Below are 25258 nucleotides of genomic sequence, written 5' to 3'. Positions count from 1 at the left end.
GCTACGTCCTCCTGGCATGCAGCAGCAGGATCGACGCCAGCTGCGGCCGGGCACACGCCAGCCGGTCCAGCGGCCGCAGCGGGCGCGGCACGCCGTGGAAGGGAGCGCCTTCGAGCGCCACGACCGTGAACCCGGACGCGGCGACGAACTCCCGCAGCGCGCGGGCGGTGTAGAGGCGCAGATGGCCCACGACCTCCGAGCCCGGGCGGCCGTGGATGCCGCGCAGGCTGACCTCCGAGAAGACCGGCTGGACGCCGGCGAGCAGCAGGGCGCGGTTGTACCAGGCGGCCAGGTTCGGCGTGGACAGCATCAGATGCCCGCCGGGCCGCAGGATCCGGCGGATCTCGTCGAGTGCCGCGTCCGGGTCGACGAGATGCTCGATCACCTCGCTGAACAGCACGGCGTCGGCCGACTCCGGCGCGAACGGCAGTCCGCCGCCGGTGAGTTCACCGCGGACCGCGTACGGGATGCGGGTGCGGGCGCGCCGCAGGGCGTCCTGGGACCAGTCGACGCCGATGACGCGGTGGCCGGGCAGGAGCGGGGCGGCGGTGGCGGCGGCGGTGCCGTCGCCGCAGCCGATGTCGAGGATCGTCCGGGGCTTCGGGCCCGCCGGGCCGAGGGCCGCGGCCAGCATCCGGGCCTGGCGGAGGCTGCGCGGGGTGCCGGAGGCGACGGGGACGGCCGGGTTCTCGTAGAAGTCCCGCAGGTCGCGGGGCGGGGGGCCGGTCGTGGTCGTCACGGGGTCACCTCCGTGGTGTGCAGATAGTGCTCGAACAGGTCGCGGAGGTGGGCGCCGTCGCCGTGGCCGAGCAGGGCCCGGGACCAGCGCAGGGCCAGGTGGAGGCGGCCGGCGGTGGAGGCGGTGGTCACGGTGAGGCCGCGCGGCATCCGGGCCGGTGCCGAGAACCAGACCGCGTGCGCGCGGCCCGTCTCCTCACCGAAGTCCAGGGGGTACGGGATACGGCCGATGTTGCTGAGCAGGGTCGTCGACGTCCAGGGCGCGGCGGCCCGGCGCAGGGCGCGGGTGAGGGCGGCGCGGGCGGCGACCGGGGCCCAGGGGGCGGTGAGGAGGGCGGCGCCGTGGCCCAGTTGGGGGCGGGGCAGGGACTTCAGCGCGCGGGTCCGCTCCGCGGTCCGGCGGAGGAGGGCCGTCATGTCCGGGTGGTCCAACTCCACCGGAGCGAAGGGGACTTCCACCAGGCGGGTGCCGTTGCCGATGGGCATCGTGGTGTCGCGGGGGCGGTCGTCCACCGGCATGGTGATGCGGAGGGGGCGGGGACGTGCGCCGTGCTCCCTGTTCCAGTGGGCGATGGTCAGGGCCGTGGTGACCATGAGCTGGTCGTTGACGGTGTAGGGGGAGCCCTTGGGGCGGTGGGGGAGGGGGAGCTCCGTCACCAGCATGCCGTTGCCGGGGGAGGGGTCGGGGGTGCCGGGCGCTACCCGCGCGGGGGGTGACCAGGTGGCCGGGGTGTCCGGGGCTTGGTGGAGGGGTTGGGGTGCGCGAGTGGGGGGTGCTGCAGGGGAGTTGTCCTGGCCTCCGTACAACTCGGCAGCGGTGGCGAGTATGCGGAGGCAGGCCGGGCCGTCGAGGGCGGTGTGGTTGATGGTCAGGAAGAGGACCGAGTCGACCACCTCAAGGCGTATCGGCGGTGACATCGACAGGGGCGGCGCCTCCGTCAGGGCCCGGGTCCTGGCGTCCTGGAGCGCCCGCGGCCCCGGCGGGGCGAAGGTCACCACCTCCGTGTCCGGTTCGCCTGTCAGCTCCCACTCGTAGCGCCGCCGGTACCACGGCCCTTTCGCCTCCCGCATCAGGATCCGCGGGTGCCGGTGCAGGGCCTCGGTGAACGCCTTGCGCAGGCGGGGCTGGTCGACGGGGCCGGGGAGGTGGACCTCGATGTGGACCGTTTCCGGTTCCTCCTCCTGGAGGCAGTGTCGGGACACCTCGTCCACCACCGGGAACGGGACGCGTACCGGTGTCGTCATACGGGCTCGCCCCTCTCCGGTTCGCGCAGACTCACCAGGCCCGCGAACAGGCCGATCAGCGCCAGCAGTTGGGCCGTACGGCCGAACGCGCCGTCGCCCGCGCCCACCGGCTCCCCGGCCCCGAACGCGGCAGCGACCCCCGCTCCCGCCAGCGCCACGAACGCGATCGGCACCAGCAGCGTGTGCCGCCGGGCCGCGAGCAGCGCCAGCGCCGGGACCAGCAGCGCCAGCCACCCCGCGGTGACCACCCCGACCAGCGTCAGCGCCACCGTGCCGAGCCACAGGCCGGGCAGCGGCGGGGCCGGTTGCGGTGCGTCGGGGTTGGGGGCGCGGCGGCGCCAGAGCGCCAGGCCCAGCAGTACCGCGATGCCGGCGCCGCTGCCGATCAGCCCGGCGTCGTACGTGGTGGCCGGTTCGTAGGACAGCTTGACCGTGCCGCCCGCCCCGGCCGGGACCCGCCAGCCCTGCTGCCAGCCGTCCAGCCGCAGCGGGGTGAGCTCCTTGCCGTTCAGGGTGGCCTTCCAGCCGTCGTTGAAGTTCTCGTACGTCGTCAGGTACGAGGCGGCGCCCGAGCCGACCGTCACCTCGCGCCGGTCGCCCAGCCAGTCCCGGACCCGCAGCTCGCGTCCGGCCGCGGCGGCCTCCGGGGCCGTCCCGCGGGTCAGGGTGACGTCCGTCAGCGCGAGCGGGCCGGCGTCGCCGCCCTCCAGCCGGTGGTCGCCCGAGGCCAGCTCCACCTCGGCGTCCTTCTTGTCCCGTTGACAGAGCGTCACCTCGACGGGCCGCCGTTCCACCAGGTCACGCACGGTGCCCTTCGCGCTCGTCCGGTACAGCTCGCCGTCCAGCGCCACGTCGGGCCCCTTCCCGCAGGGCAGCGAGAACGTCCGGGTCCCGTCCGGCTGCGGGGTGCGGTACTGGTCGAGGGCCGGGAGGTACGCCTCCGTCAGGCCCACGGGCAGCCGCAGGTCCTCGTCGGCGACCGGGTTGTGCAGGGTCAGCGGGGCGGTCTCGGTGATCGTGATATCGAGCCGGTCGGTGGTGATCGGCGGGAAGCGGACCCAGCCGTTCTCGTCGACGCCGGCGATCGTGGCGCCGTCCGGGGAGCTGATGTGCACCTGGGAGGCGCGGGTGGACAGGCCGCCCGCGGACGCCAGGACCAGTTCGCCGACCGGCTGCTTGCCGTCCCAGCGCAGGTGGATCGTCGGCCGGTCACCCGCGATCCACGCCGTCGTCAGGTCACCGTCGGTGAGATTGCGCGCCGCGAGGCCCGCGCCGAGGCTCGCCGTGGAGTCGGCGGTGGCGACGATCCGCGACTGCTGCTCGGGCGCGACCTCGTACAGCAGCCGGTCGAGTTCCTCGCCCGGCACCGGCACCGCGCTCGCCGTCACCTCGTACGTCCCGGCCGCCGGTGTCGTGAAGCGGCGGTGCAGGCCGGCCTCGGTGCCGGTCGCGGAGAGGCCGGTCGGGTCGGAGGCCCGGTGCAGGGAGACGACCGTGGCGTCCGCGGTCGCGTCGGCCGCGTCCGCCGGGAGCCGCAGCAGCCGCGTCACCCGCACGTCCGGCAGGTCGACCTCGGTGAAGCCCGCGCCCGTGAGCCCGGCCCGGCGCTCCACCGAGTCCACGATCGTCAGCTTCATCCACCGCGTGCCGCCCTCGGGCGCCTTGACGCGCTGCGCCGTGCCGTTGGGCCGCAGGAAGCTCGTCCGCTCGCCCTTCTCCGTCTCCACCCGCACCTTCGTCGCCGCCGCCCGCACGCTCTCCTGCGGCAGCGGCGTCACCTTGAAGGAGGACGGCATGTCGTAGGAGCCGGTGAAGCCGATGCGCAGCCACTGCCCGTCCGGCGTGTCCGGCGCGCCCTCCGTCCACGCGGTGTCCGGGTTGCCGTCGAAGGCGTTCACCGGGTCGTACTGCGGCAGATGGAACAGCCAGTTGCCGTACGAGGAGGCCGTCACCGAGCGGGCGCCGCGCAGTTCGGCCACCGTCTGGTGCTCGGTGCCCTCGTTCGGCAGGATCTGGCGCGGCTTCCCGCCCGGGTCCTGCTGTGCCTCCGACGCGTTGCGCTCGTCGCGGGTGTACGTGTACGACGTACCGGCGTTGACCAGGCCGAACCGGGTGTCGGCGCGCCGCAGCCCGTCACCCACCACCTGTACCGCCGGGGTGCCGAGCCCCGGGTGGTTGTCGCCGGTCAGGACGGTCGCCCGCCCGCGCAGCCGCGACGCCAGCGGCAGCAGCGCCTCCGGGCCGCCGGACACCACGGCCGTGTCGGAGACCGGCATCAGCCCCGCCTGCCCCGGCCGGACCACGTCCTGCCCGGCCGGCCGGTAGATCTCCACCGCCCGCTGCCGCGGGTACAGCCCCTCGACCTGGAGTGGGGCGTCGTGCGCGAGCCGCCCGCCGGTCATCACCGGCCCCAGCCCCGTCACCCGCTCGTACCCCGACTGTTCGAGGGTGCGCTTGACGGTCGTGGTCGGCACATACCCGATCTGGTCCGGGTCGAGATCGTTGCGTACGACGACGTAGAACAGCCCCGCCCGGCTCAAGTAGTCGGCCAGCCCCGGCACTTCGGCACCGGACATCAGCGCCTGCTCGACGGCGTCCATCGCGCGCCGGTTGCCGGGCGTGCCGAACGGGACGTAGTCGCGCTGCGCCCACCGCGACTCGGCGAGCACGTCGAGCGGCTGGTCGATGGGCGAGCCCCAGGTGTAGACGCCGTGCGCGGTCGCCGGGACGACCAGGGCGCGCGAGTCGGGCGAGTATTTCTCCAGCCAGTCGGCGGTGGCCTGCCAGTAGGCGGGGAGCTTCTGGAAGGAACCCGGGTTGAGGATCGAGCCGTTGAGGTACGGCCACAGCAGCCCCGGCAGGATCAGCACCGCCGCGACCAGCGGGGCGAAGCGCCGGCCGCGCACCGGGCGGGCCCCGCGCGGCTCGGCGGCCACCCCCGCCAGATGGGCGAGGCCCAGCGTGAACGCCAGCGCCAGGCCCGTCTGGAACTTGTAGATGTTCCGGAACGGCGACAGCCACCCGTCCAGCCAGCCCTGCACGACCCCGTGGAACGGCGCCCCGAACGCGCCGCCGTACCCGGCGAGCAGCACCAGCGCCGCGACCAGCACCGTCAGCACGAGCCACCGCCGCTCAGGCATGTCCCGCCGGGCGAGCCCGGCGAGGCCGAGCCCGGCCGCGAGCGCCGAGCACACGATCACGACGACCGACGAGGCCACGGCCCATCCCGCGGGCAGCCACGCCTCACCGAAGTGCAGATAGGCGACCCAGTTCCCGGCGCCGCGCAGTGCCTCGGTCGCCGCCATGGTGTCCGTCGTCGTCTGCGACGTCTCTATATAGGGGAGGAAGTTCTCGCCGTAGACCCCGAGCAGCAGCAGCGGCACCCACCACCAGGCCGTCACCACGAGCAGGGCCGGAGCCCACCAGGCGATCAGTTTGCGCTGCCGGGGCCCGGGCGGCCGGGACAGCAGATACAGCCCCACCGGCAGCAGGGACGCCAGCGTCGCCGAGGCGTTCACGCCGCCCATGAACGGCACGAGCAGCGCCGACCGCAGGGCCGCGACCCGGGCGGCGTACCGCTCGTTCGTCAGCGGCAGCAGCACCCACGGCAGGAACGCGCCGGGCAGAGCGGCGGCCGACGTCGACCCGATCACGGTCGTGAACACCGGCCACAGCGCGTACGCCACGGCCCCCAGCAGCCGGGACGCGCCACTGCCCACCCGTAGCCGCTCGGCCAGCCGCAGCGCACCCCAGAAGGCGACCGACACGACGACCGACATCCACAGCCGCTCCGCCAGCCACACCGGCAGTTGTACGAGGTCGCACAGCCAGTAGAACGGCAGCATCGGCCATAGGTAGCCGACGTACTGGTCCTGGATCCCGCCGAACCCGGCCCGGTCGTGCCACAACTGCCCCAGGTCGGCGAGGAACTGGCCCGGGTCGACCGTCACACCGAGCTTGGTGTCGAAGGTCTGCCGCCCCGGCTGCACGGCCAGGAACAGCACGAACACCACGGCCCAGAACCCCAGCAGCCAGCGCCGGGACCGCGGGCCCTCGGGCGGACCCGCCGCGGTCGCGGTGGTGGGGACGGCTGCCGGTGGAGGAGCCTGGACCGTGGTTGTCATGTAGGACACCGCCGCAGGATGAGGAGGAGGTTCCAGGTGGCGAACTCGCGGATGCCGGGCGCTTTGACGACGGCCTCCGCGAGGAACGGCCAGTAGCGGGAGCGCGCCGAGACGACCGTGACGTCGTCCCGGGCACGCACCTGCCGCAGGGTGGATCCGATGTGCACCGCGAACAGGTTCTCGCCGAGCGTGTGCTTGGCGGGCCTGCCGGTCCGCCGCAGATAACGGGCCCGGGCCCGCTCGGCACCGAAGTAGTGCCACGGGGCCCACTCGTGCCCGCCCCACGGCGACAGCCAGTTGGTGAACGACACGTAGATCAGCCCGCCGGGCCGCGTCACCCGGGCCAGCTCACTCAGGAACGTCTCCGGGTCGGCCACGTGCTCCAGCACGTTCGAGGAGAACGTGACGTCCGCGACGCCGTCCCGGAGGGGCAGCAGGTATCCGTCGGCGACGACGGCCGAGTCGGGGGGTTTCTCGCCGAGCTCGGCCATGTCGGGCTCAAAGAGGAAGGCGTTCGCCCCCCGCTGCCGGAACTCCTCGGTGAAGTAACCGCTGCCGCCCCCTATGTCCAGGACGGTACGCCCGGCGACCGGCCCGTCATAGGCCTCGACCTGGTCGGCGGCGTCGCGGGCGAGCAGTGAGTAGCAGCTTCCGGGATCGTCCTGCTCGTGGAGGAAGGCACGGAACAGGGCAAGAGATCTTCGAAACGAGGGGTCTTTCGCATAGGGACGCACGGGTCGTATCACGGGGCCCAGCCCCTCACCGCCTCCGCGGCGACGACCCGGAACTGCCGCACAGTACGGTCCCACCGAAACTGTGCCGCCCGCTCCCGAGCCGCCTTCCCCATCAACTCCCTCCGCTGCCCGGAGAGAGCCAGCGCACACCACGCCGCCGCGAACGACGACTCACCGCGTGCGAGAACCCCGGTCTCACCATCCACCACGGAGTCCTTGAGCCCCGGCACGTCGAACGCCACGGTCGGCGTCTGTCGCGCCGCGGCCTCCGTCACGACCAGGCCCCACCCCTCCACTGCCGAGGGATGCAGCAACAACCAGGCCGCGCACAACAGCCGGTGCTTCTCCGCCTCCGAGACGTACCCGGTGAACTCCACGCCGGGACCGGCGAGTTGCTCCAGCCGTGCCCGCTCGGGGCCGTCCCCGACGATGACCAGCCGCCCGCCGGTGACGGGCCGCACCCGCTCCCACAACCGCAGCAGCAGATCGATCCGCTTGTACTCGACGAGCCGGCCGACGGCGACGAACAACGGCTCGGGCGAGCGCTCGGCCCGAGGGCCCGGCTCCTCGACCCCGTTGTGCACGACCCGGATCCGGTCCCGCTCGACGCCGATCGCGCGCAGCGCGTGCGCGGTGGAGGAGGACACGGCGACCAGCAGACTCCGCTGCTGCGCCCCGGTCAGCGCCCAGTGTTCGAGTCTTCGGCCGATCCGTGCGGCCGGCGCCAGCGGCCCGCCGAAGCGCATCTTCCACAGGTCGGTGTGGACGTGGTTGACCAGGCACAGCGTGGGCCCGGAGTGCCACAGCGGCGCCAGGTACGGCATGCCGTTGCACACCTCGACCAGCAGATCGCAGTCGCCGACCTGGCGGGCGAAGGCCGACCGGGCGCGCAGATAGTGCCCGTACGGGCCGCCCGCCGACACGACCCGGTAGTCCCGGAAGGCCGCGGGCCCCCCGCACAGCAGGGTCACCTGGTGGCCGAGCCGGGTCAGGCCGTCGGCGAGCTTGTCGACCAGCAGCTCGGAGCCGCCGGCGGACGGGTTGTCCAGATCGCGATGGGCGAGGAAGACGATCCGGCGCGGATGTGGGGGGAGCGCCGGGAGGTGCTGCTCCGCGTTGGGGGGCGCGGTAGGCAGCGAGGACGGCACGTGCTGGGGCATGGGTGCTCCAACTCGTCTCGGGGTGCGGAACTCAGCGTGGGGGATGGTGTGGCTCTGGGGGTCTGGCTGTGGGGGGCCTGAGCCCTTCCTGGGAGGGGAGTGTGGACGGGATGTGCTCGGGTGGGGTTGGACAGTTTTCGCCCGGACGTTCTCCGCGGCTACTCACCGGCGTGACAATTTCGGGCTTTGTTCAAGCTGACGCCACATCACATCGTGAGGGTGGGCTGGGGCGTACCGGATGTATCGGACGGAGCGGGGTGCTCCGGCTCCTTCCGCCCACGCGCCACCAGAACGCAACCCACCGCCGCGAGCACCACACCCGCCACACCGGCCCCGACCGGCAACGTCGTGCCCACCAAGCGCAGTTGACCGCTGTCGCGCTTCGCCTGCCGCACGGCCTCCTTCTGCGTCGCGGTCGTGAAGGAGATCTTCCGGCTGTCCAGCAGCACCGCCGCGTCCTTCTTCCCGCCCGGCGCCCGCAGGGTCCGCCTCGGCCCGGTCTGCGCGTAGATCACGCGGCCGGTGGCCTGGTCGACGACCAGCTCGAAGCCGTGGTTGGAGTACCACTCCTCGGCCAGCACCTGCGGCCGCTGCGGCTGGTCGACGAGGCTGCCCGGCACCATCCGCGTGCCGGTCCTGGTCGGTGGCACGGAGCCGGTGAACTTGTAGCCGGTGTAGCCCTGGATCTTCGCGGTGCCGCGGTAACGCATCACGACCGTGTCGCCGAGGGAGTTGTCCCACCACTGGTACGAGCGTTTCCGCACGTCGAAGGGGAACTTCAGATAGGCCTCGCCCTCGATGTACGGCTTCTCGCCGCAGCAGTGCACGGGACGGGTGGTCTTGCGGTCCATCACCCAGCGGTGCGGCGTGAACTCCAGCGCGTCGTGCGGGTCGGCGGCCGGCAGCGACTTGTCCGTGTCGACCGTGGTCGTCACGTCCCAGACGGCGTTGCCGCTGCGTTCGCTGTCCTCGACGTTGCCGCGCACCCGCTGGGTCACCGTGATCTTCCGGTCGGGCACCGTCTCGATCCGGTCAGTGTCGAAGACGCTGCCCCGGCCGGTGTAGACGGCGGTCGTGTCGATGTCGATCGGGTTCACCGCGGCACGCGGCTGGACGTACCAGGCGAGCAGGGGCGCCAGCACCAGCAGGAACGTGCCGAGACCCAGCAGGACCAGCGAAAAAGGAGAGGTTGTACGGCGCATCCGGGCACTCCAGTGGCTTGGGACGGCTCGACGTACGGGAGGGCCGGCACGGCGGGGAGAACAGCGCGTGCGGCTGGGCCGGGAACCGTAGGCCGCTCTTGACGGGGTGTCAATGCTTGTCGAGACTGGGCGCGACAGGCAGGGACGGGATGCCGGGGTGGGGACAACCTCCGGACGATCTCCGGACGAATCCGGACAGAGAGGCTGACCCTGCGATGTCGAGACTGCTCGCTGCCGCGCTGACCGTCGCGCTCGCCGCCGCCCTTGCCGTGGGCGCCGCGCGGGGCGTCGTCGCGCTGCTCGAAGCCACGCCCGACCAGCCCAACACCCCGCTGATCACCTACGAGCAGGCCGGGCAGGGGAGTTGACGGTGACGGCCGCCCGCACCGGAACCGTCACCACGCGCTCCGCCTGGCACGACGTACCGCGCTTCCAGGTGCGCCGGTTCGCGGCGATCGCCATGGCCGAGGCGCCCGCGCTCGCCGAGGAGATCCTCTGCGAGATCCAGCGCGAGTATCCCCATCTGCCCGTCGTCCTCGACGACTCCGGCGAGCCCATGGCCCTGGTCGGCATCCGCCGCGCCATCGAGGTCTTCGTGCAGCACCTGGAGCGCTCGGAGGGCCGGCCCACCGTCCCGCCCGGCGTCTTCCAGGACTTCGGCCGCGGCGAGGGCCTCAACGGCCGCTCGCTCGACTCCCTGCAGGCCATCTACCGCATGGGCGTACGCCTGGCCTGGCGCCGCTTCGCCGACATCGGCCAGCGCGTGGAGATCCCGCCCCCGGCGATGTACGAACTCGTCGACGCGGGCTACGAGTACCTGGACGGCCTGGTCGACCAGTCCGTACGCGGCTACGCCGAGGCGGCGGCCCGCCAGGCCGGGGAACGCCTGCGCCTCCAGCGCCGCCTGATGGAACTCCTGCTGGCCGAACACCACCGCGGCGACCCCGCCGAGGCCCTGACCGAGCGGGCCGCCCGGATCGGCTGGCCCTTACCCGAGAAGGTCGCGGTCGGGGTCCTGCTGCGCCCCGCCCGGGAGGCCATGGCCCCCGCGGTCGGACAGGGCGTGCTGCTCGACATGGAGTACGAGCAGCCCCGCATGGTCGTGCCCGAGCCGGACGCGGCAGGCCGCTCCGAGCTCCTGCACCGGGCCCTGGCCGGCTGGTCCGGCGCGATCGGCCCGCCGGTCCCGCTCACCGACGCGGCCAAGTCGCTGCGCTGGGCCGAGGCCGCCGTACGCCTGATGGAACGGGACCTGCTCCCCTCAGGCGAGGTCCTCTACTGCACCGAGCACACCGAGGCGCTGGTCCTCCTCCAGCCCGAGGAACTCATCGACGACCTGACCCTGAGATGCCTGGCCCCCCTGACCCACTGCGGCCCCACCCACGGCCGCCGCCTCGCGGAAACCCTCCTGGCCTGGCTGGAGACCCGCGGCGGCGCCCCCGAGGTCGCGACGCGCCTCGGCGTCCACCCCCAGACGGTCCGCTACCGCCTGCGCCAGATCCGCGAACTGTGGGGCGACGAGATCGACGACCCCGACCGCCGCTTCGAACTGGAACTGGTTCTGCGGGCGCAGCGATTGCGGGGGGAGCTGGGGGTGGTGCGGAGGCGGCGGTGAGCCGGGCCGGCGCACCCGGCGGGGCTCACCGCCGCCGCGCCGTCACACCGTGGCCCGCTCCTTCGCCGCAGCCCGCCCGGATGCGGGAGCGTCCAGGTGGACCACCACCGAGGTGTGGAAGCGGTGCACGGCGTCGTCGACACTGCGGATGAAGCCGGACTCCGCGTTGCCCCGGCCACTGCCCATGCCCTTGAAGAGGGACAGGCGGAAGCCGGTGATGCGGGTGGCGCCGTCCTTGGGGAGCAGGTCCCCCGGTTCCGGGCGGAGCCGCTCCAGCGTGCCCCGGGGGCCGCCCGTCTGGCCGTCCACCAGGGTTTCGACGTGCAGGTCCGCCGGTGCCTCCGCGAGCTGGCGGACCAGGCGCTTGACCCACGTCAGGGGATAGCCCTGCTCGGGGGCCGGGATCTCCACGGACGTACGCAGCTTGGCGGTGCGCAGGTCGGCGCTGACGGTGAGCAGGCCGGGGGCGCCCTCGACGCGCAACTCCGCGTGGAGCCTGCCCTCCCGGCACAGCTGGTCGGCCAGGCGGGCGCGGCGGGCCCCGGGGTCGGTGCCGCGCCGGGTGCGCTGGGCGGGCAGCACCTTCTGCCCGAGTTCGCCGCCCAGCCGCAGGCACACCTGGCGGATGAGCCGCTCCCAGCTCTCCACCACCTCCAAGGCGCGCGGGTCGCCCTGGCAGAGGGTCTCGTCGTCGATGCCATTGCGCACCGGCACCCAGGCCGAGCCCATGTTCTGGAAGCCGTGGCAACCGGAGTTGTCGTGCTGGAGGTAGTGCAGGAGGTCCTGGAGGAGCCAGGTGCGGGCCGCGTTGCCGACGCCCTCGTGCCGGATCAGCATCTGGGCCTGATGGGCGACTTCGGCCCAGGACAGGTGCCAGAGCGCCACCTGGTGCTTGCGCCGCCGGTCGACCTTGACGTCGACCAGCGGGCTGCCCTCCAGCGCGACGTCGTTCGACAGCGTGATCACGGCCTCGTAGCCGCGCCGGGCGGCGATGTCCATGTAGGCCTGGACCTGCTCGGACTTGAGGGCGTTGCCGTTGGTCTTGGTCTCGACGAGTGCCGTCCACAGCTTGCCGGCGCGCTCGACGCGGATCACTCCGTCGGGGCGCCGGGGCGTGTCACCGTGCGGCAGGGAGACCTCGGTGAACGTCTCCATGCGACCGGACGGCGCACCGAACGGGGCGGTGATCCGCCTGCCGAACCGGGGCACCTGGGCCATCACCGACAACAGGACCGAGGTGGCGCGCATCTCCCGGTCCCGGTCGCCCTTGAGAGCCGAGACCGGAAAGAGCCGCGCCGGCCTCCAGGTCTCGTTCTCCGCCAGGCTCTGCGCGGGCGCCCTGGGCGGCGTGACCTTCTTCTTCGCGGTCCGGGGCCGGGCCGTCCGCTTCTTCGGGGCGGCTTCCTCGTCGGCCGGCGGTCGCGGTGCCGGGACGGCCTCCAGCGCCGCTCGCGGCTGGGCATCGGGCGCGGGGGCGGCGGGTTCCTCCGCGACCGCCGCCGCGGACTCCGCCTCGTCGTCCTCGATGTCGACGCCGAAGTCCGCCGCCAGCCCGGCCAGCCCGCTCTCGTAGCCCTGTCCGACGGCCCGGAACTTCCACTCCTCCCCCCGCCGGTACAGCTCACCGAAGATGATCGCGCTCACCTGGCCGGGATCCTCGATGACGAACCGGAGGAGGCCCTCGCCCACCGCGTCGGCCAGCGTCACCCGCACGTCGTCCAGCTCGCCGAAGCGCGCGCCTTCGTACCGGCTCGCGGCCACGACGATCCGCTCCACATCGGCCGGGACCGCGGTCAGGTCGAAGCTGATCCGGTCCTCGCTGCCGTCCCCCGTCGGCTCCTTGCCGAGGAGCTGCACACTGCCGTCGGCGGCCACCGGGTTGTTGTAGAAGTAGAAGTCGGCGTCGCTGCGTACCTTGCCGTCCGCGGCCAGCAGCAGGACGGACACGTCGGCGTCGCCCTCACCGGTCGGGCTGGACCAGCCCAGACTGACGATCGCGGATTCGACGGTGTCGCTCAGGGCTGTCAGAGACACGTTCGAGCCCATGGTCATGTCGCGCACAGAGATTTCCCCCCACCCTTGCGACACCTGTGACGTGCCGCACACAGGGCACTTTAATGTGCACGCCACGTGTCTGTGGCGTGCTCATGGGTTTCCGCATCCCGGGCCTCTGCCCATTGCCCGGGCAAACCTCTATGGCTAGCCTGTGTTCGTCATGCCGATCGCCTGTTGATATCTCGAACGTCGATATCGCCACCACAGGCGCCTGAGAACACATAGGGAGGGGGCCGGTCGTGGGACGCCTCGTACCAGCCGTGACCCGGGCTCTCGACATTCTCGAGCTCTTCCTCGACGGGGACGGGACGCTCTCCGCCCCCGACATCGTGCGCAAGCTCCAGCTGCCGCGCACGACCGTGCACGAGCTGGTGACCACGCTCGCCGCCCGGAAGTACATCGTCCCCGTGCCCGGCCAGCCCGGACGCTACCGGCTCGGCGTGCGCCCGTACCAGCTCGGTGCCCGCTACTCCGAGCAGCTCGACCTCGCGGCCGAGGGCCAGCTCGTCGCCCGGTCCGTCGCCGAGACCTGCGACGAGACGGTGCACGTGGCGATCCTCGAGGACACGGACGTCATCTACATCGCCAAGGTCGACTCCACGCACGCCGTGCGGATGGTGTCGGCGGCCGGGCGCAGGCTGCCCGCCCACTGCACGTCCGTCGGCAAGATGCTGCTGGCCTCCCTTCCCGAGCACGAACTCGCCGCGCGGATCCCCGACGGCGCCGAGCTGGTCGCGATGACCTCCAACAGCATCACCGACCCGGCCGCCCTGCGCGAGACCCTGGCCGAGATCCGTGAGCGGGGCCTCGCCGTCGAGAACCGCGAGTCCAACCCGGACGTGAGCTGCGTGGCCGCACCGGTCCGCGACCGCACCGGGCAGGTCGTCGCCGCCCTGTCGATCTCCGTGCCCATGATCCGCTGGAGCGAGGAGCGCCGCGCCGAGCTGGAGCAGCTCGCCGCCAAGGGCGCCGCCGAGCTGTCCGAGCACCTCGGCCACCGGAGCATGGCATGACGACGCCGTACGAGGTCGCCGTACGGGCCGAGGCCGAGCTCGGCGAGGGACCGACCTGGGACGCGGCGGCCGGCCGGCTCCTGTGGATCGACATCCTCGGCTGCCGGGTGCACACGTACGACCCGGCCACCGGGCGCCGCACGGTCCGCCGGACGGAACAGCACGTGGGCGCGGTCAAGCCGCGCGCCGGCGGCGGGCTGGTGCTGAACCTGCGCGACGGGGTCGGCCTCCTCGACCCCGACGGCGATTTTCGCTGGCTGCATCGCGAGCCCGTGCCCGGCCGGCGCGCCAACGACGCGGCCGTCGCGCCGGACGGCTCGCTGTGGGCGGGCACGATGCGCTACGACGAGGCGCCCGGGGGCGGCACGCTGTCCCGGATCACCGGTGACGGATCGGTCGAGGTGGTCCTCGACGACGTGGCGGTGAGCAACGGCACGGGGTGGAGCCCCGACGGCCGGCTCATGTACTACATCGACTCCCCGACCCGGCGGGTCGACGTCTTCGACCACGCGGACGGGCGGCTGTCCGGGCGGCGGACCCTCGCGGAGATCGAGGACGGCGCGGGGTTCCCCGACGGGCTGACCGTGGACGCGGACGGTTGTGTGTGGGTGGCGCTGTGGCAGGGGTCGGCGGTCCGGCGGTACACGCCGGAGGGGCGGCTGGACCGGGTGATCGAGTTGCCGGTGCCGCTGGTCACAGCGTGTGCGTTCGGTGGGGCCGGGCTGAGTGACCTGTACATCACGACGGCTCGGGTCGGGCTGACGGAACCGCCGGCGCCGGCGGGGTCGGTGTTCGTGGTGCCGGGGGCGGGCAAGGGGATTGCCCAGCCCGCGTTCCAAGGCTGAGGTCCGCTCGTGGAGGTGGGGGCGCAACCCGGCGCTGCAAGGTGCCGCTGCGCCCACCCGTGCCGCCCTGGGGGCACCTCCCAGGCCCTTAAGGCACTGGGGGAGGCACGACTGCCCGCAGCCAGGTGTCCAACCCGGCGGCCTTCCGTTCCTCAGCGGTCAGTGGTGGCCCGCTCAACGCCGGCCGCAGCGGCCCCACCGCCGCCGCCACCATCACCGACGGCGTCAGCAACACCCCCGCCCCCCGCTCCAGCGACGTCACGTCCGTCACCCGGCGGGCGATGCGGCCGTTGCCCGTCGCCGTGTACATCAGCCGGTCCACGTACGCCGTCACGAGCCGGTCCCGCAGCGTGGGGCCCTGTTCCGTCGCGCCGGGGTAGAACACGTCCTGCCCGATCGCCAGGTCCCAGGCCGCGCCGACCGGGCGGGACACCGCCTTCTGGATCAGCCGGGACAGTCCGGGAGCCGCCCAGCCGTGCCGCCGCAGCGTGTCCCGCAGGAGCAGGGCGCTCTGCGCGGCGACGGCCAGCCCGTGCCCGTAGACCGGGTTGAACGCGGCGAGGGCGTCGCCGAGGACGGCGAAGTTCCGGGGCCACACCGGCATTCGCTCGTAGAAGTGCCGGCGGTTGACGGTCGTGCGGGTGAACGCCACGTCGGACAGCGGCTCGGCCCGTTCGAGCAGTTCGCCGATGACCGGGTGCCGCAGGTCCTCGCGGGCGAAGCGGACGAAGTCGTCGTTCTCCGGGGACGGCCGGCCGCCCCGGGTGCCGCACAGGGTGACGATCCAGCGGCCTTCCTCGATGGGCAGCAGGAAGCCCGCCCGGCCCGGTCCGCCGTCCCGCCGGTCGGGCTGCACGTTGACGACGGGGAAGCCGTCGCGGGCCGCGGCGGGGGCGAGGTAGAGACGGCTGGCGTACGCCAGGCCCGCGTCGACCTCGCGTCGCTCCGCCGGTGGCAGGCCGAGGGCGGTCAGCCACCGGGCGGCCTGGGAGCCGCGGCCCGAGGCGTCGACGACCAGGTCGGCGGTGAGGATCCGCTCGGGGCCTTCGCAGGGCCGGATGCGGACGCCCGTGACGGCGGCGTCCGTGCCGGTCAGGCCCACCGCCTCGGCCCGCTCGACGACCTCGATCCGCGGGTCGGCCAGGACCCGGGCGCGGACGGTCGCGTCCAGCAGGTCCCGGCCGGCGAGGATCACGTGGTGGGACTCGGCCCAGCGCCGGAACCAGCCCCGCGTCCCCAGGGCGACGACGTCCGTCGTGACCGGCAGCCGGTTCGCCCCGGCGTCGCGGAGTGCTCCGGTGATCCCCGGCAGGAGTTCCTCCATGGCCCGCGCGCCGCCCGACCAGAGCATGTGCGCGTGCCGGGCCTGCGGCAGCCCCTTGCGGGGGCCGGGAGCGGCGGGCAGCGCGTCGCGCTCCACGACGACGACCCGGTCGGCGACGTCGGCCAGGGCGCGGGCCGCGAGCATGCCGGAGTGGGATCCCCCCAGGACGACGGCGGTTCTGGCGGGGGTGGGACGGTCAGTCATGCGCGGGCGTTCTCTCTCCCGGGGGCGGCCGCGCGTGAGCGTACCGCCTCGATGTGGTCGCGGTGACGCAGAGCCAGGGCCACGGCCTGGATCTCCTGGAGCAGGTAGGCGGTGTCGGGGCCGGACGGGGAGGCGGCGCTGTCGGCCTGCGGGGCCCGCTCCCGCGCGGCGACGGCGTCCAGGATCGTGACGGCGGCGGCCAGGGCCTTGGCCCGGCCGGGCTCGAACCCGAGGTCCAGGGCCGCGGCGCAGGAGCGTTCCCGCAGGTCCTCGTCGAGGTGCCGGGAGAGCTGGAGGAGCACGTCGCGGATGTACGTCTCGCGGCGGATCAGGCGCAGTTCGCCGGTCGCGCGCGGGGCGAAGGGGGCGCCGCCGCCGTTCACGGTGCGCAGCAGCAGGTAGAGCGGGCGCAGCTGCCAGTGGGCGAGCCGGATGCGCCAGCGCTCGTGCAGGTACTGGCCGCCGTGCGGGATGATGAAGCCGATCGCGACCATGGTGGCCGACAGGCAGGCGGCCGAGGGCGCCAGGTAGGTGCTCAGCCAGTCCAGGTCGTGGCCGGTCATCCGGGCGATGACGGCGGTGAGTTTGGCGACGTCGAAGAGCAGGTTCGTCGCGTAGCCGACGCCCAGGAACCTCAGGCCCCAGCGCAGCCAGGCGTCGAGGCCGTCGGTGCGCACCCAGTTCCAGATCAGCCGGGCCGTGACCGAGCAGGCCACGGTGTGCGCGAGGAGATAGAGCAGGATCTCCTCGCGCATGAAGGGCGTGGTGGCGTAGTACGTGTCCAGGTCCCGGCGGCGTTCCACGGGGACGTCCGCGAGCCAGAACAGCACCCACAGGGCGACGACCACTCCCGCGTAGGCGAAGACGACCCACCGGGCGGCGCGGCGCGTCGAGGCCGAGCGGTCGGCCAGGCCGTTGCGCCAGGCGACGATCAGCAGCAGCCAGGACGCGCACAGCGCGGTGAGCAGCGAGTACACCAGCGGTGCCGCGATGTTCGGCACGCCGGTGACGCGGTTGGTCCAGCCGATGACCGACGGGGACGCGAAGACGAACACGGCGCAGGCGAACAGCAGCAGCCCGCCGACGGCCCGCAGCATCGGGTCCCGCCACATCCTCACCAGGCTGGGCAGCTTCATCACCAGGGCGACGGTCAGCGCCCCGATCGGCAGCCAGAAGGAGATGGAGAAGGTGCCGAGGACGTCCCGTGCCTCGGTCATCGCGCGCCGCCTCCGCGTCCGCCTCCGCGGTAGCCCATCGACCGCCGCACGGGGTCGAGCGCGGCGTCCGGCTCGTCCGGGACGGTGCCGTCCGCGAAGGAGCGGAACGCGGCGGCGAGCCGGTGCCCGAAGGCGTCGGCCTCGGCCTCGTCCCGCTGGCGCGAGCCGTCCCGGGCCGCCACCGTCAGCGCCACGGACGTCCAGCCGGGTTCGCGGTCCAGGGCCCGGGCCGCCGCCGTACCGGCGACATGGTGGTGGCGGTGCCCCGCGTGCAGGTGCCACAACTCATGTCCGAGGATGACCAGTTGCTGCACGGCCTCGGCCCGCTCCTCGACGATGACCAGGTCGAAGTCCTGGAACTCCACCCACAGGCCGGTCACTTCGATCTCGTCGGGGAACCGCTCGAAACGCAGCTCGACCGGACGCCCGCCCCGCCGCGCGCTCATCTCCTCGCACAAGGCCCGGCACACGTCCCGTACGCCGGAGGGGGGCCGGGGCCTGGCCCGCAGCGCGTCCGCCAGCTCGGCCGTCAGCGCGCGCATGGCGGAGCGGGCGCGTGAGCGCCGCAGGGCCGAGGCGAGGCGTGCCGTGGTCCTCCGCCCGCCCGCGAGATCCATCGAACCCCCTTCGCTTCGCCCCCTGACAGCCTGTTCGAGGGTACGCGTCCGGAACTGCCCCCGTCATGCGATCTCCCGATCGTTCGTTCAAACACCAACGACCCGGATTTCGGGAACTTCAGCTCGACCCATTGACGTTGCAGCGCTGCAATCGTACGGTCCGTTCGACTTCACGAGCGATATTCGATATTTCGAACACGCTCGGAACAACTGAGCTCCGAACAGATAGGGCAGGGCATGGGACGACCTGACCTGAACCGCAGGCAACTCCTGGCCGCGGCGGGTGGCCTCGCGGTCGCGAGCAGTTTCGGCTTCGCCGCACTCGGCACCGGGGCCGACGCACTCGCCTCCAGTGCGAGCACGCGCGTGCGGTACTGGAACCTCTTCAGCGGCGGCGACGGCGCCAACATGATCGCGATGCTGGACGCCTTCCGTAAGGACAACCCGGACATCGCGGTCAAGGACTCCACACTCCAGTGGGGCAACCCCTTCTACACCAAGCTCGCCATGGCGGCCGCCGGCAATCGTGCACCGGACCTCGGCGTCATGCACATGGGCCGGGTCACCGGCTTCTCGCCCGGCCGCCTCCTGGACCCCTGGGACGTCGACCTGCTCGCCAAGTACGGCATACGGGAACAGGACTTCAACCCCAAGCTGTGGCAGCGCGGCGTCATCGACGGCAAGCTCTACGCCCTCCCGCTCGACATCCACGTCCAGCTCTGCTTCTACCGCAAGGACGTGCTGAAGAAGGCCGGCCTGCTCGGCGACGAAGGCAGGATGATCCCGGTCACCTCCACCGACGAGTGGTTCGACGTCCTGAAGAAGGCCAAGGCCGTCCAGAAGAAGGGACTCCAGACGATCGGTCTGTGGGCCAACGACCAGAACTTCCAGTGGTGGTTCTTCGTCGCCTTCTACACCCAGCTCGGCGGCCGGTGGTTCAACGACGACAACACGGAGGTCCTCTTCGACGCCGACAAGGCCACCCAGGTCCTGGAGTTCCTCCGCAAGCACGTCACCGACGGGTACGTCATCCCCGGCGCCCCCACCGGCGAACAGTTCGTCAACGGCGCCCCCTTCACCTGGGAGGGCAACTGGTCCGTGCCGGTTTTCTCCGGCGCCGAGCTGGACTACGGTGCGATGCCGCTGCCGCCCGTCTTCGGCAAGCAGGCCACCCACGCCGAGTCGCACGCGTTCGTCCTGCCTCACCAGTCCGGACGCGGCGGTGACACCAACGCGGGCGCGCACCGGCTCGCCGCCTACGTCGTCAGGCACGCCCTCCAGTGGGCGGCCGGCGGTCACATCCCCGCCTACACGCCGACACTCTCCACGGACGCGTACAAGAAACTCACCCCGCAGAACGAGTACGTGAGCGCCATGGATCACCAGGCCACCGAGCCGAAGGTGTGGTTCGCGGGCTCCACCGGCGTCCTCGCCCAGGATCTCGGCCCGGTCGTCGTCTCCTCGACCATGGGCTCCGCCAAACCGGCCGCGGTCGCGCAGCGGATGAAGAGCCGGCTCACCAAGCTCCTCGCCTCGAAGAACCCGATGGACGGCAGAACCGCCGCGCAGGGAGGTGCGGTCGCATGACGACCAGCGCTCAGACCGTCGTCGCACCGGCCCGCGCCAGGACCGCGACCGCCACCGCGACCGTCCGCCGCAAGCAGGGCTTCCAGCACGGGGGCTGGTTCGTCGCCCCGTTCCTGGCGCTCTTCGTGCTGTTCGTGATCTGGCCGCTGCTGCGCGGCGTCTACCTCAGCTTCACGGACGCCAACATCTCCGGCGAAGGCGCGAGCTTCGTCGGCCTCGACAACTACCGCGAGGCCCTGAACGACTCGGCGATGTGGGACGCGCTCGGTCACAGCGCGTACTTCACGCTGCTGGTCGTCCCGTGCATCACGGTCCTCGCCTTCCTGCTCGCGATGCTCGCCCACCACATCGAGCGCGGCAAGTGGCTGTGGCGGCTGTGCTTCTTCGTGCCGTTCCTGCTGCCCTCGACGGTCGCGGCCAACATGTTCCAGTGGCTGTTCACCCAGGGCATCGGCCTGATCAACCAGACCTTCGGGATCGACACGCCCTGGCTGACCGACAAGTCGTACGCGATGCTCGCCATCGTCATCGAGACCCTGTGGTGGACGGTCGGCTTCAGCTTCCTGCTCTACCTCGCCGCCCTCCAGGGGATTCCCGGCCATCTGTACGAAGCCGCGAAACTGGACGGCGCCAATGCCTGGCACCGCATGGTCCACATCACGCTGCCGATGCTGCGCAACATCACCGGCCTGGTGATCGCGCTCCAGATCCTCGCCTCGCTCCAGCTCTTCGACCAGGCCGTCGTGATGATGGACTTCTCGCCGGGACCGGAGCTCAGCACCCGCTCCTTCGTCCAGTACACCCTCGAACAGGGCTTCACCAGCTACCGCGTGGGCTACGCCTCCGCGATGTCCATCATCTTCTTCGTGATCATCGCAGTCGTCGCCCTGGCGCGGATGTGGCTGCTGCGCAACCGTGAGGAGGGCGGCCGATGACCACCGCCGAGTCGACCGTACGCACCGTACGCACCAAGTCCCGCAAGCCCTGGACGCCGAGCCAGATCATCCTCACGCTGATCGGCGTCGCCGTCTCCGCCCTCTTCGTGGCGCCGATCGCCGCGGCTCTGCTCACCTCGTTCAAGTCCGAGGCGGAGGCGGCCGAGATCCCGCCGCACTGGGTGCCGAAGGTCTGGACGGCCCAGGCGTGGAAGTCGCTGTGGGAGACCGGCAACGTCACCAACTGGTTCGTCAATTCCCTGGTCGTGTCGGTCTGCGTCACCTCCGTCGTGCTGGTGGTCAGCGCCCTCGCCGGATACGGCTTCGCCCGCACCGAGTTCCGCGGCAAGAGCGTGCTCATGGGCATCGTCATGTCGGGCCTGATGATCTCCCCCGCGGTCCTCGGAGTCCCCCTCTTCACCACCGTCCAGCAGATGGGCATGGTCGACACCTACTGGGGCATGATCCTGCCGCAGTGCGCGCCCGCCGCGATGGTCTACATCCTCTACAAATTCTTCCAGGGCATCCCGCGCGAGCTGGAGGAGGCCGCCTTCATCGACGGCGCGGGCCGCTGGCGGGTCTTCTTCACCATCGTCCTGCCGCTCTCCCGGCCCTCCCTCGCCGCGGTCGGCATCTTCACCTTCATCGCCTCGTGGAACAACTTCCTCTGGCCGTACATGGTGACCAACAACCCCGACCTGATGACCATGCCGAACGGCATCGCGACTGTCATGAACTCCTACGGCATCCAGTGGGCCCAGCTCATGGCGGGCGGCCTCATGGCGGGCCTGCCGCTGATCATCGTCTTCGTCTTCTTCCAGCGCCAGATCGTGGCGGGTGTCGCGCACACCGGCCTCGCGGGCCAGTAACCGCCCCGAAGGAGCCACACACGTGAAGCGTCTCCGACTCGCGGCGATCCTCGCCGCCGCCGTCCTCGCCCTGCTGCCGACCTCGGCCACGGCGGACACGGCGTACCCCGACCCGCAGCCCGTCACCGGCCAGCAGATCATCCACGACCCGACCGTGATGCGCCTGAAGTCCGGCGGCTACGTCGCCTACTCCACCGGCGGCATCATCGGCGCCCGCGTCTCGAAGGACCGCAATCACTGGGACGACGCCGGCAACGCCTTCGCGACACCGCCGGCCTGGTGGTACGAGTACAACGACAAGGCCGACCCCTGGGCCCCCGACCTCTCCTACCGCGACGGCCGCTACTGGCTCTACTACGCCGTCTCCTCCTGGGGCACCAACCACTCCGCGATCGGCGTCGCCACGTCCCGCACCGGCCTGCCCGGCACCTGGACCGACCACGGCAAGGTCTTCACCTCGGAGACGACCGACCCGTGGAACGCCATCGACCCGGCGATCATGGGGGCCGACGGCCGGCTGTGGATGTCCTTCGGCTCCTACTGGACCGGGATCCGCATGATCGAACTGAACCCGGCGACGGGCAAGGCGCTCCCCGGCACCGAGGTCCACCACCTGGCAACCCGCCCCGACGCCCCCTACGCGGTCGAGGGCCCCTACATCGTCAAACACGGCCGCTACTACTACCTCTTCGCGTCGTACGACGCCTGCTGCTCGGGCGTGAACTCGACCTACAAGATCAGGGTCGGCAGGTCCCTGAAGGTCACCGGCCCGTACGTCGACAGCACGGGCAAGCCGATGCTGGAGGGCGGCGGCGACCTCCTCCTGGCCGGCCACGGCAGGTACATCGGCCCGGGCGGCGAGTCGATCTTCAGGGACAGGGGCAAGGATGTCCTGGCCTACCACTACTACGACGCAGACGACCAAGGCACCCCGAAGCTGGGGCTGAACAGGCTGAACTGGACGAAGAACGGCTGGCCGGTCGTGGCCTAGGGCGCGGGGAACCGCGCGACACACCACGGACGGCCCGGCAGACAAGATCGAACCGCGAAAGGCAAGCATGCACAAGGCCCGCTTCACCCTCGACCCCGCCTTCACCGTCGGCGAGGTCAACCCCCGTCTCTTCGGCAGCTTCGTGGAACACCTCGGCCGCTGCGTCTACACCGGCGTCTTCGAACCCGACCACCCCACCGCCGACGACAAGGGCCTGCGCCAGGACGTCCTGGACCTCGTCCGCGAACTCGGCGTCACCGCCGTCCGCTACCCCGGCGGCAACTTCGTCTCCGGCTACAAGTGGGAGGACTCGGTCGGCCCGGCCGAGGACCGCCCCCGCCGCCTCGACCTCGCCTGGCACTCCACGGAGACCAACCGCTTCGGCCTCTCCGAGTACATCGACTTCCTCCGCAAGATCGGCCCCCAGGCCGAGCCCATGATGGCCATCAACCTCGGCACCCGAGGCGTAGCCGAAGCCCTCGAACTCCAGGAGTACGCCAACCACACCCAGGGCACCGCCCTGTCCGACCTCCGCGTCAGCCACGGCGACAAGGACCCCTTCGGCATCAAGCTGTGGTGCCTCGGCAACGAGATGGACGGCCCCTGGCAGACCGGCCACAAGACCGCCGAGGAGTACGGCCGCGTCGCCGCCGAGACGGCCCGGGCCATGCGCCAGATGGACCCCGGCGTCGAACTGGTCGCCTGCGGCTCCTCCAGCCAGTCCATGCCGACGTTCGCCGAGTGGGAGGCGACCGTCCTGGAGGAGACGTACGACCTCGTCGACTACATCTCGCTGCACGCCTACTACTGGCCCGAGAACGGCGACATCGACTCCTTCCTGGCCTCCGCCGTCGACATGGAGTCCTTCATCGACAACGTCGTCGCGACGGCCGACCACGTGGGCGCGAAGCTCAAGTCGAAGAAGCGGATCAACCTCTCCTTCGACGAGTGGAACGTCTGGTACCTGCGCGAGTGGGAGGAGCACGCCCGCGCCATCGAACAGGGCGACTGGCCCGAGGCCCCGCGCCTGCTGGAGGACAACTACAGCGTCATGGACGCGGTCGTCTTCGGCTCGCTCCTCATCGCCCTGCTCCGGCACGCCGACCGCGTCACGGTCGCCTGCCTCGCCCAGCTCGTCAACGTCATCGCGCCGATCATGACCGAGCCGGGCGGCCCGGCGTGGCGGCAGACGACGTTCTTCCCGTTCGCGCAGGCGAGCAGGTACGGCCGCGGCCAGGTCCTCGACGTCCGCGTGGAGTCGCCGACGTACGAGACGAAGAAGTACGGCGAGACGGACCTGCTGCACGCCACCGCCGTACGCGCCGAGGACGGCACGGTCACGGTCTTCGCGGTGAACCGCAGCCGCACCGAGGCCCTCCCGCTCGACGTCGCCCTGAACGGCCTCGACCTCACCCGGGTCGTCGAGCACAGCGTCCTCGCGGACGCCGACCCCGACGCCCGCAACACCCTGGAGGACCCCGAGCGGGTCGCCCCGCACCCGGGCGAGGGCACGGCACTCCAGGACGGCACGCTGAGCACCGTCCTGGAGCCGCTGTCCTGGAACGTGATCCGGCTGGCGTGACGGGCCAGGGCGGACCGGTCAGCGTTCGATGCGCGGCTGGGCGGAGGTGGACGGCATGGTCGACGTCGCCCCCACCGCCCAGTAGCCGCCCGAACCCGGCACCGTCGCAAGGGCGTTCATGACGACGGGGGTCGTGGCAACCGGCCCCCGCTCGCTCACCCACGCCGTGCCGTCCCAGCGCAGGTAGTGGGCCCGGGTCTGGTCCCAGAAGTCCCACCCGGAGATACGGTCGGGACGCCCCTGAGCGTCGCCCACGATGCCGGTCAGCACTCCCACGCCGAACGGCGCCGTGACGTACTCCCAGCCGGTGCCGTCCCCGTGCAGCAGCCGGACGCCGGGGGGCTTGCCGGGCGGGCCGCCGACGCCGTAGTCGTAGCCGGTCATCCAGATGTCGTCACGGGCGACCGGAAGCAGCCCGGTGAAGCCGGCACGGATCCCGCCGGGCGCCGGCAGCATGGTCCAGGCCGCTCCGTCCCAGCGGGCGACGAGCTCGCTGCCGTAGACCCAGACGTCGCCGCAGGGCGCGCGGTGGATGCCGTAGGGCGGGATGGTGGTCGTGGCCGGGGGTGCCTCCAGCCAGGTCCACTTGCCCCGGTGGCCGTGCAGCAGCACCGAGCCGTCGCTGTTCCGGCCGGAGACCCAGACGTGGCCCCGGGGGCCGGTCGTGACGGCGGCGAGGGACGTGCCGGGCGCCCCGCGCCCGGGGAAGTCGGCCTCCCGCCACGTCACTCCGTCCCAGGCGAGCAGCCGAGCGGTGCCGGAGGTATCGGTGCCGACGGCCCAGGCGCGGCCGTCGGGCGCGGCGGCGACGGAGCCCAGATGGCCGCCGAAGCCGGGGCCGGTGCGCTGCCAGGCGCTGCCGTCCCACACGAGGGCCAGCGCCGTCCCCCGGACACTGCCGCTGCGGCCCTCCTCGCCCACGGCCCAGGCGAGGCCCGGACCCGCGGCCGCCACGTCGAGCAACTGGGCCGCCGGGGCGGCCTCCGGGGCGGTGACCGCCTCCCACTCGCGTGGTGCGCCACTGTCCCGGCCGGACGCGGCGACGGCCGGCCAGGCGCCCGCCGAGGCGAGTCCGAGACCCGCCCCGGCACCGGCTAATCCGCTGATGAAACGCCGTCTTCGCACGAAATTCCCCTCCCTGTTCCGCGGCTTGCGGGGGCAACACGGTGGCCCAGCCCGCCGGAGAAGGCAATGCACGCGG

The 25258-nt window shown here is 72.1% G+C and carries 20 protein-coding genes; 9 read left to right on the top strand and 11 right to left on the bottom strand.

Features of this window, described 5'->3' with window-relative positions:
• Window position 1: 1 nt before the first annotated feature.
• The 6 genes from QF034_RS12295 to pgfA form a co-directional block, all read right to left on the bottom strand.
• Window positions 2–739 (bottom strand): class I SAM-dependent methyltransferase, encoded by a 738-nt coding sequence (locus QF034_RS12295; RefSeq protein WP_307174985.1) that lies wholly within the window; start codon window positions 737–739, stop codon window positions 2–4.
• Window positions 736–1983 (bottom strand): condensation protein, encoded by a 1248-nt coding sequence (locus QF034_RS12290; protein WP_307174984.1) that lies wholly within the window; start codon window positions 1981–1983, stop codon window positions 736–738. The genes QF034_RS12295 and QF034_RS12290 overlap by 4 nt, the downstream gene beginning before the upstream one ends.
• The gene (locus QF034_RS12285; RefSeq protein ID WP_307174983.1) at window positions 1980–6107 is read right to left on the bottom strand and encodes an alpha-(1->3)-arabinofuranosyltransferase; all 4128 of its coding nucleotides are present in this window, start codon (window positions 6105–6107) and stop codon (window positions 1980–1982) included. Before QF034_RS12285 ends, QF034_RS12290 begins: the two co-directional genes overlap by 4 nt.
• On the bottom strand, window positions 6104–6841 hold the full coding sequence (locus tag QF034_RS12280) for a class I SAM-dependent methyltransferase (protein WP_307174982.1): 738 nt from the start codon (window positions 6839–6841) through the stop codon (window positions 6104–6106). Before QF034_RS12280 ends, QF034_RS12285 begins: the two co-directional genes overlap by 4 nt.
• Window positions 6842–6849: 8 nt before the next feature.
• A complete protein-coding gene (locus tag QF034_RS12275) occupies window positions 6850–8001 on the bottom strand; it encodes a glycosyltransferase family 4 protein (RefSeq protein WP_307174981.1) in 1152 nt (383 codons plus the stop codon).
• 206 nt (window positions 8002–8207) lie between these two features.
• Window positions 8208–9203 (bottom strand): cell envelope lipid trafficking protein PgfA, encoded by a 996-nt coding sequence (gene pgfA / locus QF034_RS12270; protein WP_307174980.1) that lies wholly within the window; start codon window positions 9201–9203, stop codon window positions 8208–8210.
• A gap of 215 nt (window positions 9204–9418) precedes the next feature.
• Here pgfA and QF034_RS12265 point away from each other — a divergent pair, with 215 nt between their 5' ends.
• Window positions 9419–9571 carry a hypothetical protein gene (locus tag QF034_RS12265; protein WP_307174979.1) on the top strand — a complete coding sequence of 51 codons (153 nt, stop codon included), beginning with the start codon at window positions 9419–9421 and terminating at the stop codon, window positions 9569–9571.
• Window positions 9572–9573: 2 nt separating this feature from the next.
• Complete coding sequence (locus QF034_RS12260) at window positions 9574–10818, top strand: PucR family transcriptional regulator (protein WP_307174978.1); 1245 nt, start codon at window positions 9574–9576, stop codon at window positions 10816–10818.
• Window positions 10819–10860: 42 nt separating this feature from the next.
• Here the strand turns inward: QF034_RS12260 and QF034_RS12255 are convergent, their stop codons facing one another.
• The gene (locus QF034_RS12255; protein ID WP_307179861.1) at window positions 10861–12870 is read right to left on the bottom strand and encodes a TerD family protein; all 2010 of its coding nucleotides are present in this window, start codon (window positions 12868–12870) and stop codon (window positions 10861–10863) included.
• Between the two features lie 242 nt (window positions 12871–13112).
• On the opposite strand from QF034_RS12255, the gene QF034_RS12250 reads away from it, so the two are divergent.
• Both QF034_RS12250 and QF034_RS12245 read left to right on the top strand, forming a co-directional pair.
• Window positions 13113–13886, top strand: coding sequence for an IclR family transcriptional regulator (locus tag QF034_RS12250; protein ID WP_307174977.1), 774 nt, complete (start codon window positions 13113–13115; stop codon window positions 13884–13886).
• Complete coding sequence (locus tag QF034_RS12245; RefSeq protein ID WP_307174976.1) at window positions 13883–14731, top strand: SMP-30/gluconolactonase/LRE family protein; 849 nt, start codon at window positions 13883–13885, stop codon at window positions 14729–14731. Before QF034_RS12250 ends, QF034_RS12245 begins: the two co-directional genes overlap by 4 nt.
• 88 nt (window positions 14732–14819) lie before the next feature.
• Here QF034_RS12245 and QF034_RS12240 read toward each other — a convergent pair whose 3' ends face one another.
• The 3 genes from QF034_RS12240 to QF034_RS12230 are packed head-to-tail and all read right to left on the bottom strand — an operon-like array spanning window position 14820 to window position 18093.
• On the bottom strand, window positions 14820–16259 hold the full coding sequence (locus QF034_RS12240; RefSeq protein WP_307174975.1) for an NAD(P)/FAD-dependent oxidoreductase: 1440 nt from the start codon (window positions 16257–16259) through the stop codon (window positions 14820–14822).
• Window positions 16256–17476, bottom strand: coding sequence for an MAB_1171c family putative transporter (locus QF034_RS12235; RefSeq protein WP_307174974.1), 1221 nt, complete (start codon window positions 17474–17476; stop codon window positions 16256–16258). Before QF034_RS12235 ends, QF034_RS12240 begins: the two co-directional genes overlap by 4 nt.
• Window positions 17473–18093, bottom strand: a complete 621-nt coding sequence (locus tag QF034_RS12230) for a toxin-antitoxin system, toxin component family protein (RefSeq protein ID WP_307174973.1) — start codon at window positions 18091–18093, stop codon at window positions 17473–17475. Before QF034_RS12230 ends, QF034_RS12235 begins: the two co-directional genes overlap by 4 nt.
• A gap of 237 nt (window positions 18094–18330) precedes the next feature.
• On the opposite strand from QF034_RS12230, the gene QF034_RS12225 reads away from it, so the two are divergent.
• From QF034_RS12225 to arfA, 5 genes are all read left to right on the top strand, one after another.
• The gene (locus QF034_RS12225) at window positions 18331–19680 is read left to right on the top strand and encodes an extracellular solute-binding protein (protein WP_307174972.1); all 1350 of its coding nucleotides are present in this window, start codon (window positions 18331–18333) and stop codon (window positions 19678–19680) included.
• On the top strand, window positions 19677–20615 hold the full coding sequence (locus QF034_RS12220; protein ID WP_307174971.1) for a carbohydrate ABC transporter permease: 939 nt from the start codon (window positions 19677–19679) through the stop codon (window positions 20613–20615). Before QF034_RS12225 ends, QF034_RS12220 begins: the two co-directional genes overlap by 4 nt.
• Entirely contained in the window at window positions 20612–21484 is an 873-nt protein-coding gene (locus QF034_RS12215) for a carbohydrate ABC transporter permease (protein ID WP_307174970.1), read from the top strand. The genes QF034_RS12220 and QF034_RS12215 overlap by 4 nt, the downstream gene beginning before the upstream one ends.
• A gap of 22 nt (window positions 21485–21506) precedes the next feature.
• Entirely contained in the window at window positions 21507–22475 is a 969-nt protein-coding gene (locus QF034_RS12210) for an arabinan endo-1,5-alpha-L-arabinosidase (RefSeq protein WP_307174968.1), read from the top strand.
• 67 nt (window positions 22476–22542) lie between these two features.
• Complete coding sequence (gene arfA / locus QF034_RS12205) at window positions 22543–24057, top strand: arabinosylfuranosidase ArfA (RefSeq protein WP_307174967.1); 1515 nt, start codon at window positions 22543–22545, stop codon at window positions 24055–24057.
• 18 nt (window positions 24058–24075) lie between these two features.
• Here the strand turns inward: arfA and QF034_RS12200 are convergent, their stop codons facing one another.
• Window positions 24076–25182 carry an NHL repeat-containing protein gene (locus tag QF034_RS12200; protein ID WP_307174965.1) on the bottom strand — a complete coding sequence of 369 codons (1107 nt, stop codon included), beginning with the start codon at window positions 25180–25182 and terminating at the stop codon, window positions 24076–24078.
• Between the last annotated feature and the right edge of the window lie 76 nt (window positions 25183–25258).

The organism is Streptomyces africanus (assembly GCF_030816955.1).
Lineage (GTDB): Bacteria > Actinomycetota > Actinomycetes > Streptomycetales > Streptomycetaceae > Streptomyces > Streptomyces africanus.
Note: the sequence above shows the minus strand (reverse complement) of the source record. Positions and strands in the feature narration are given on the sequence as shown.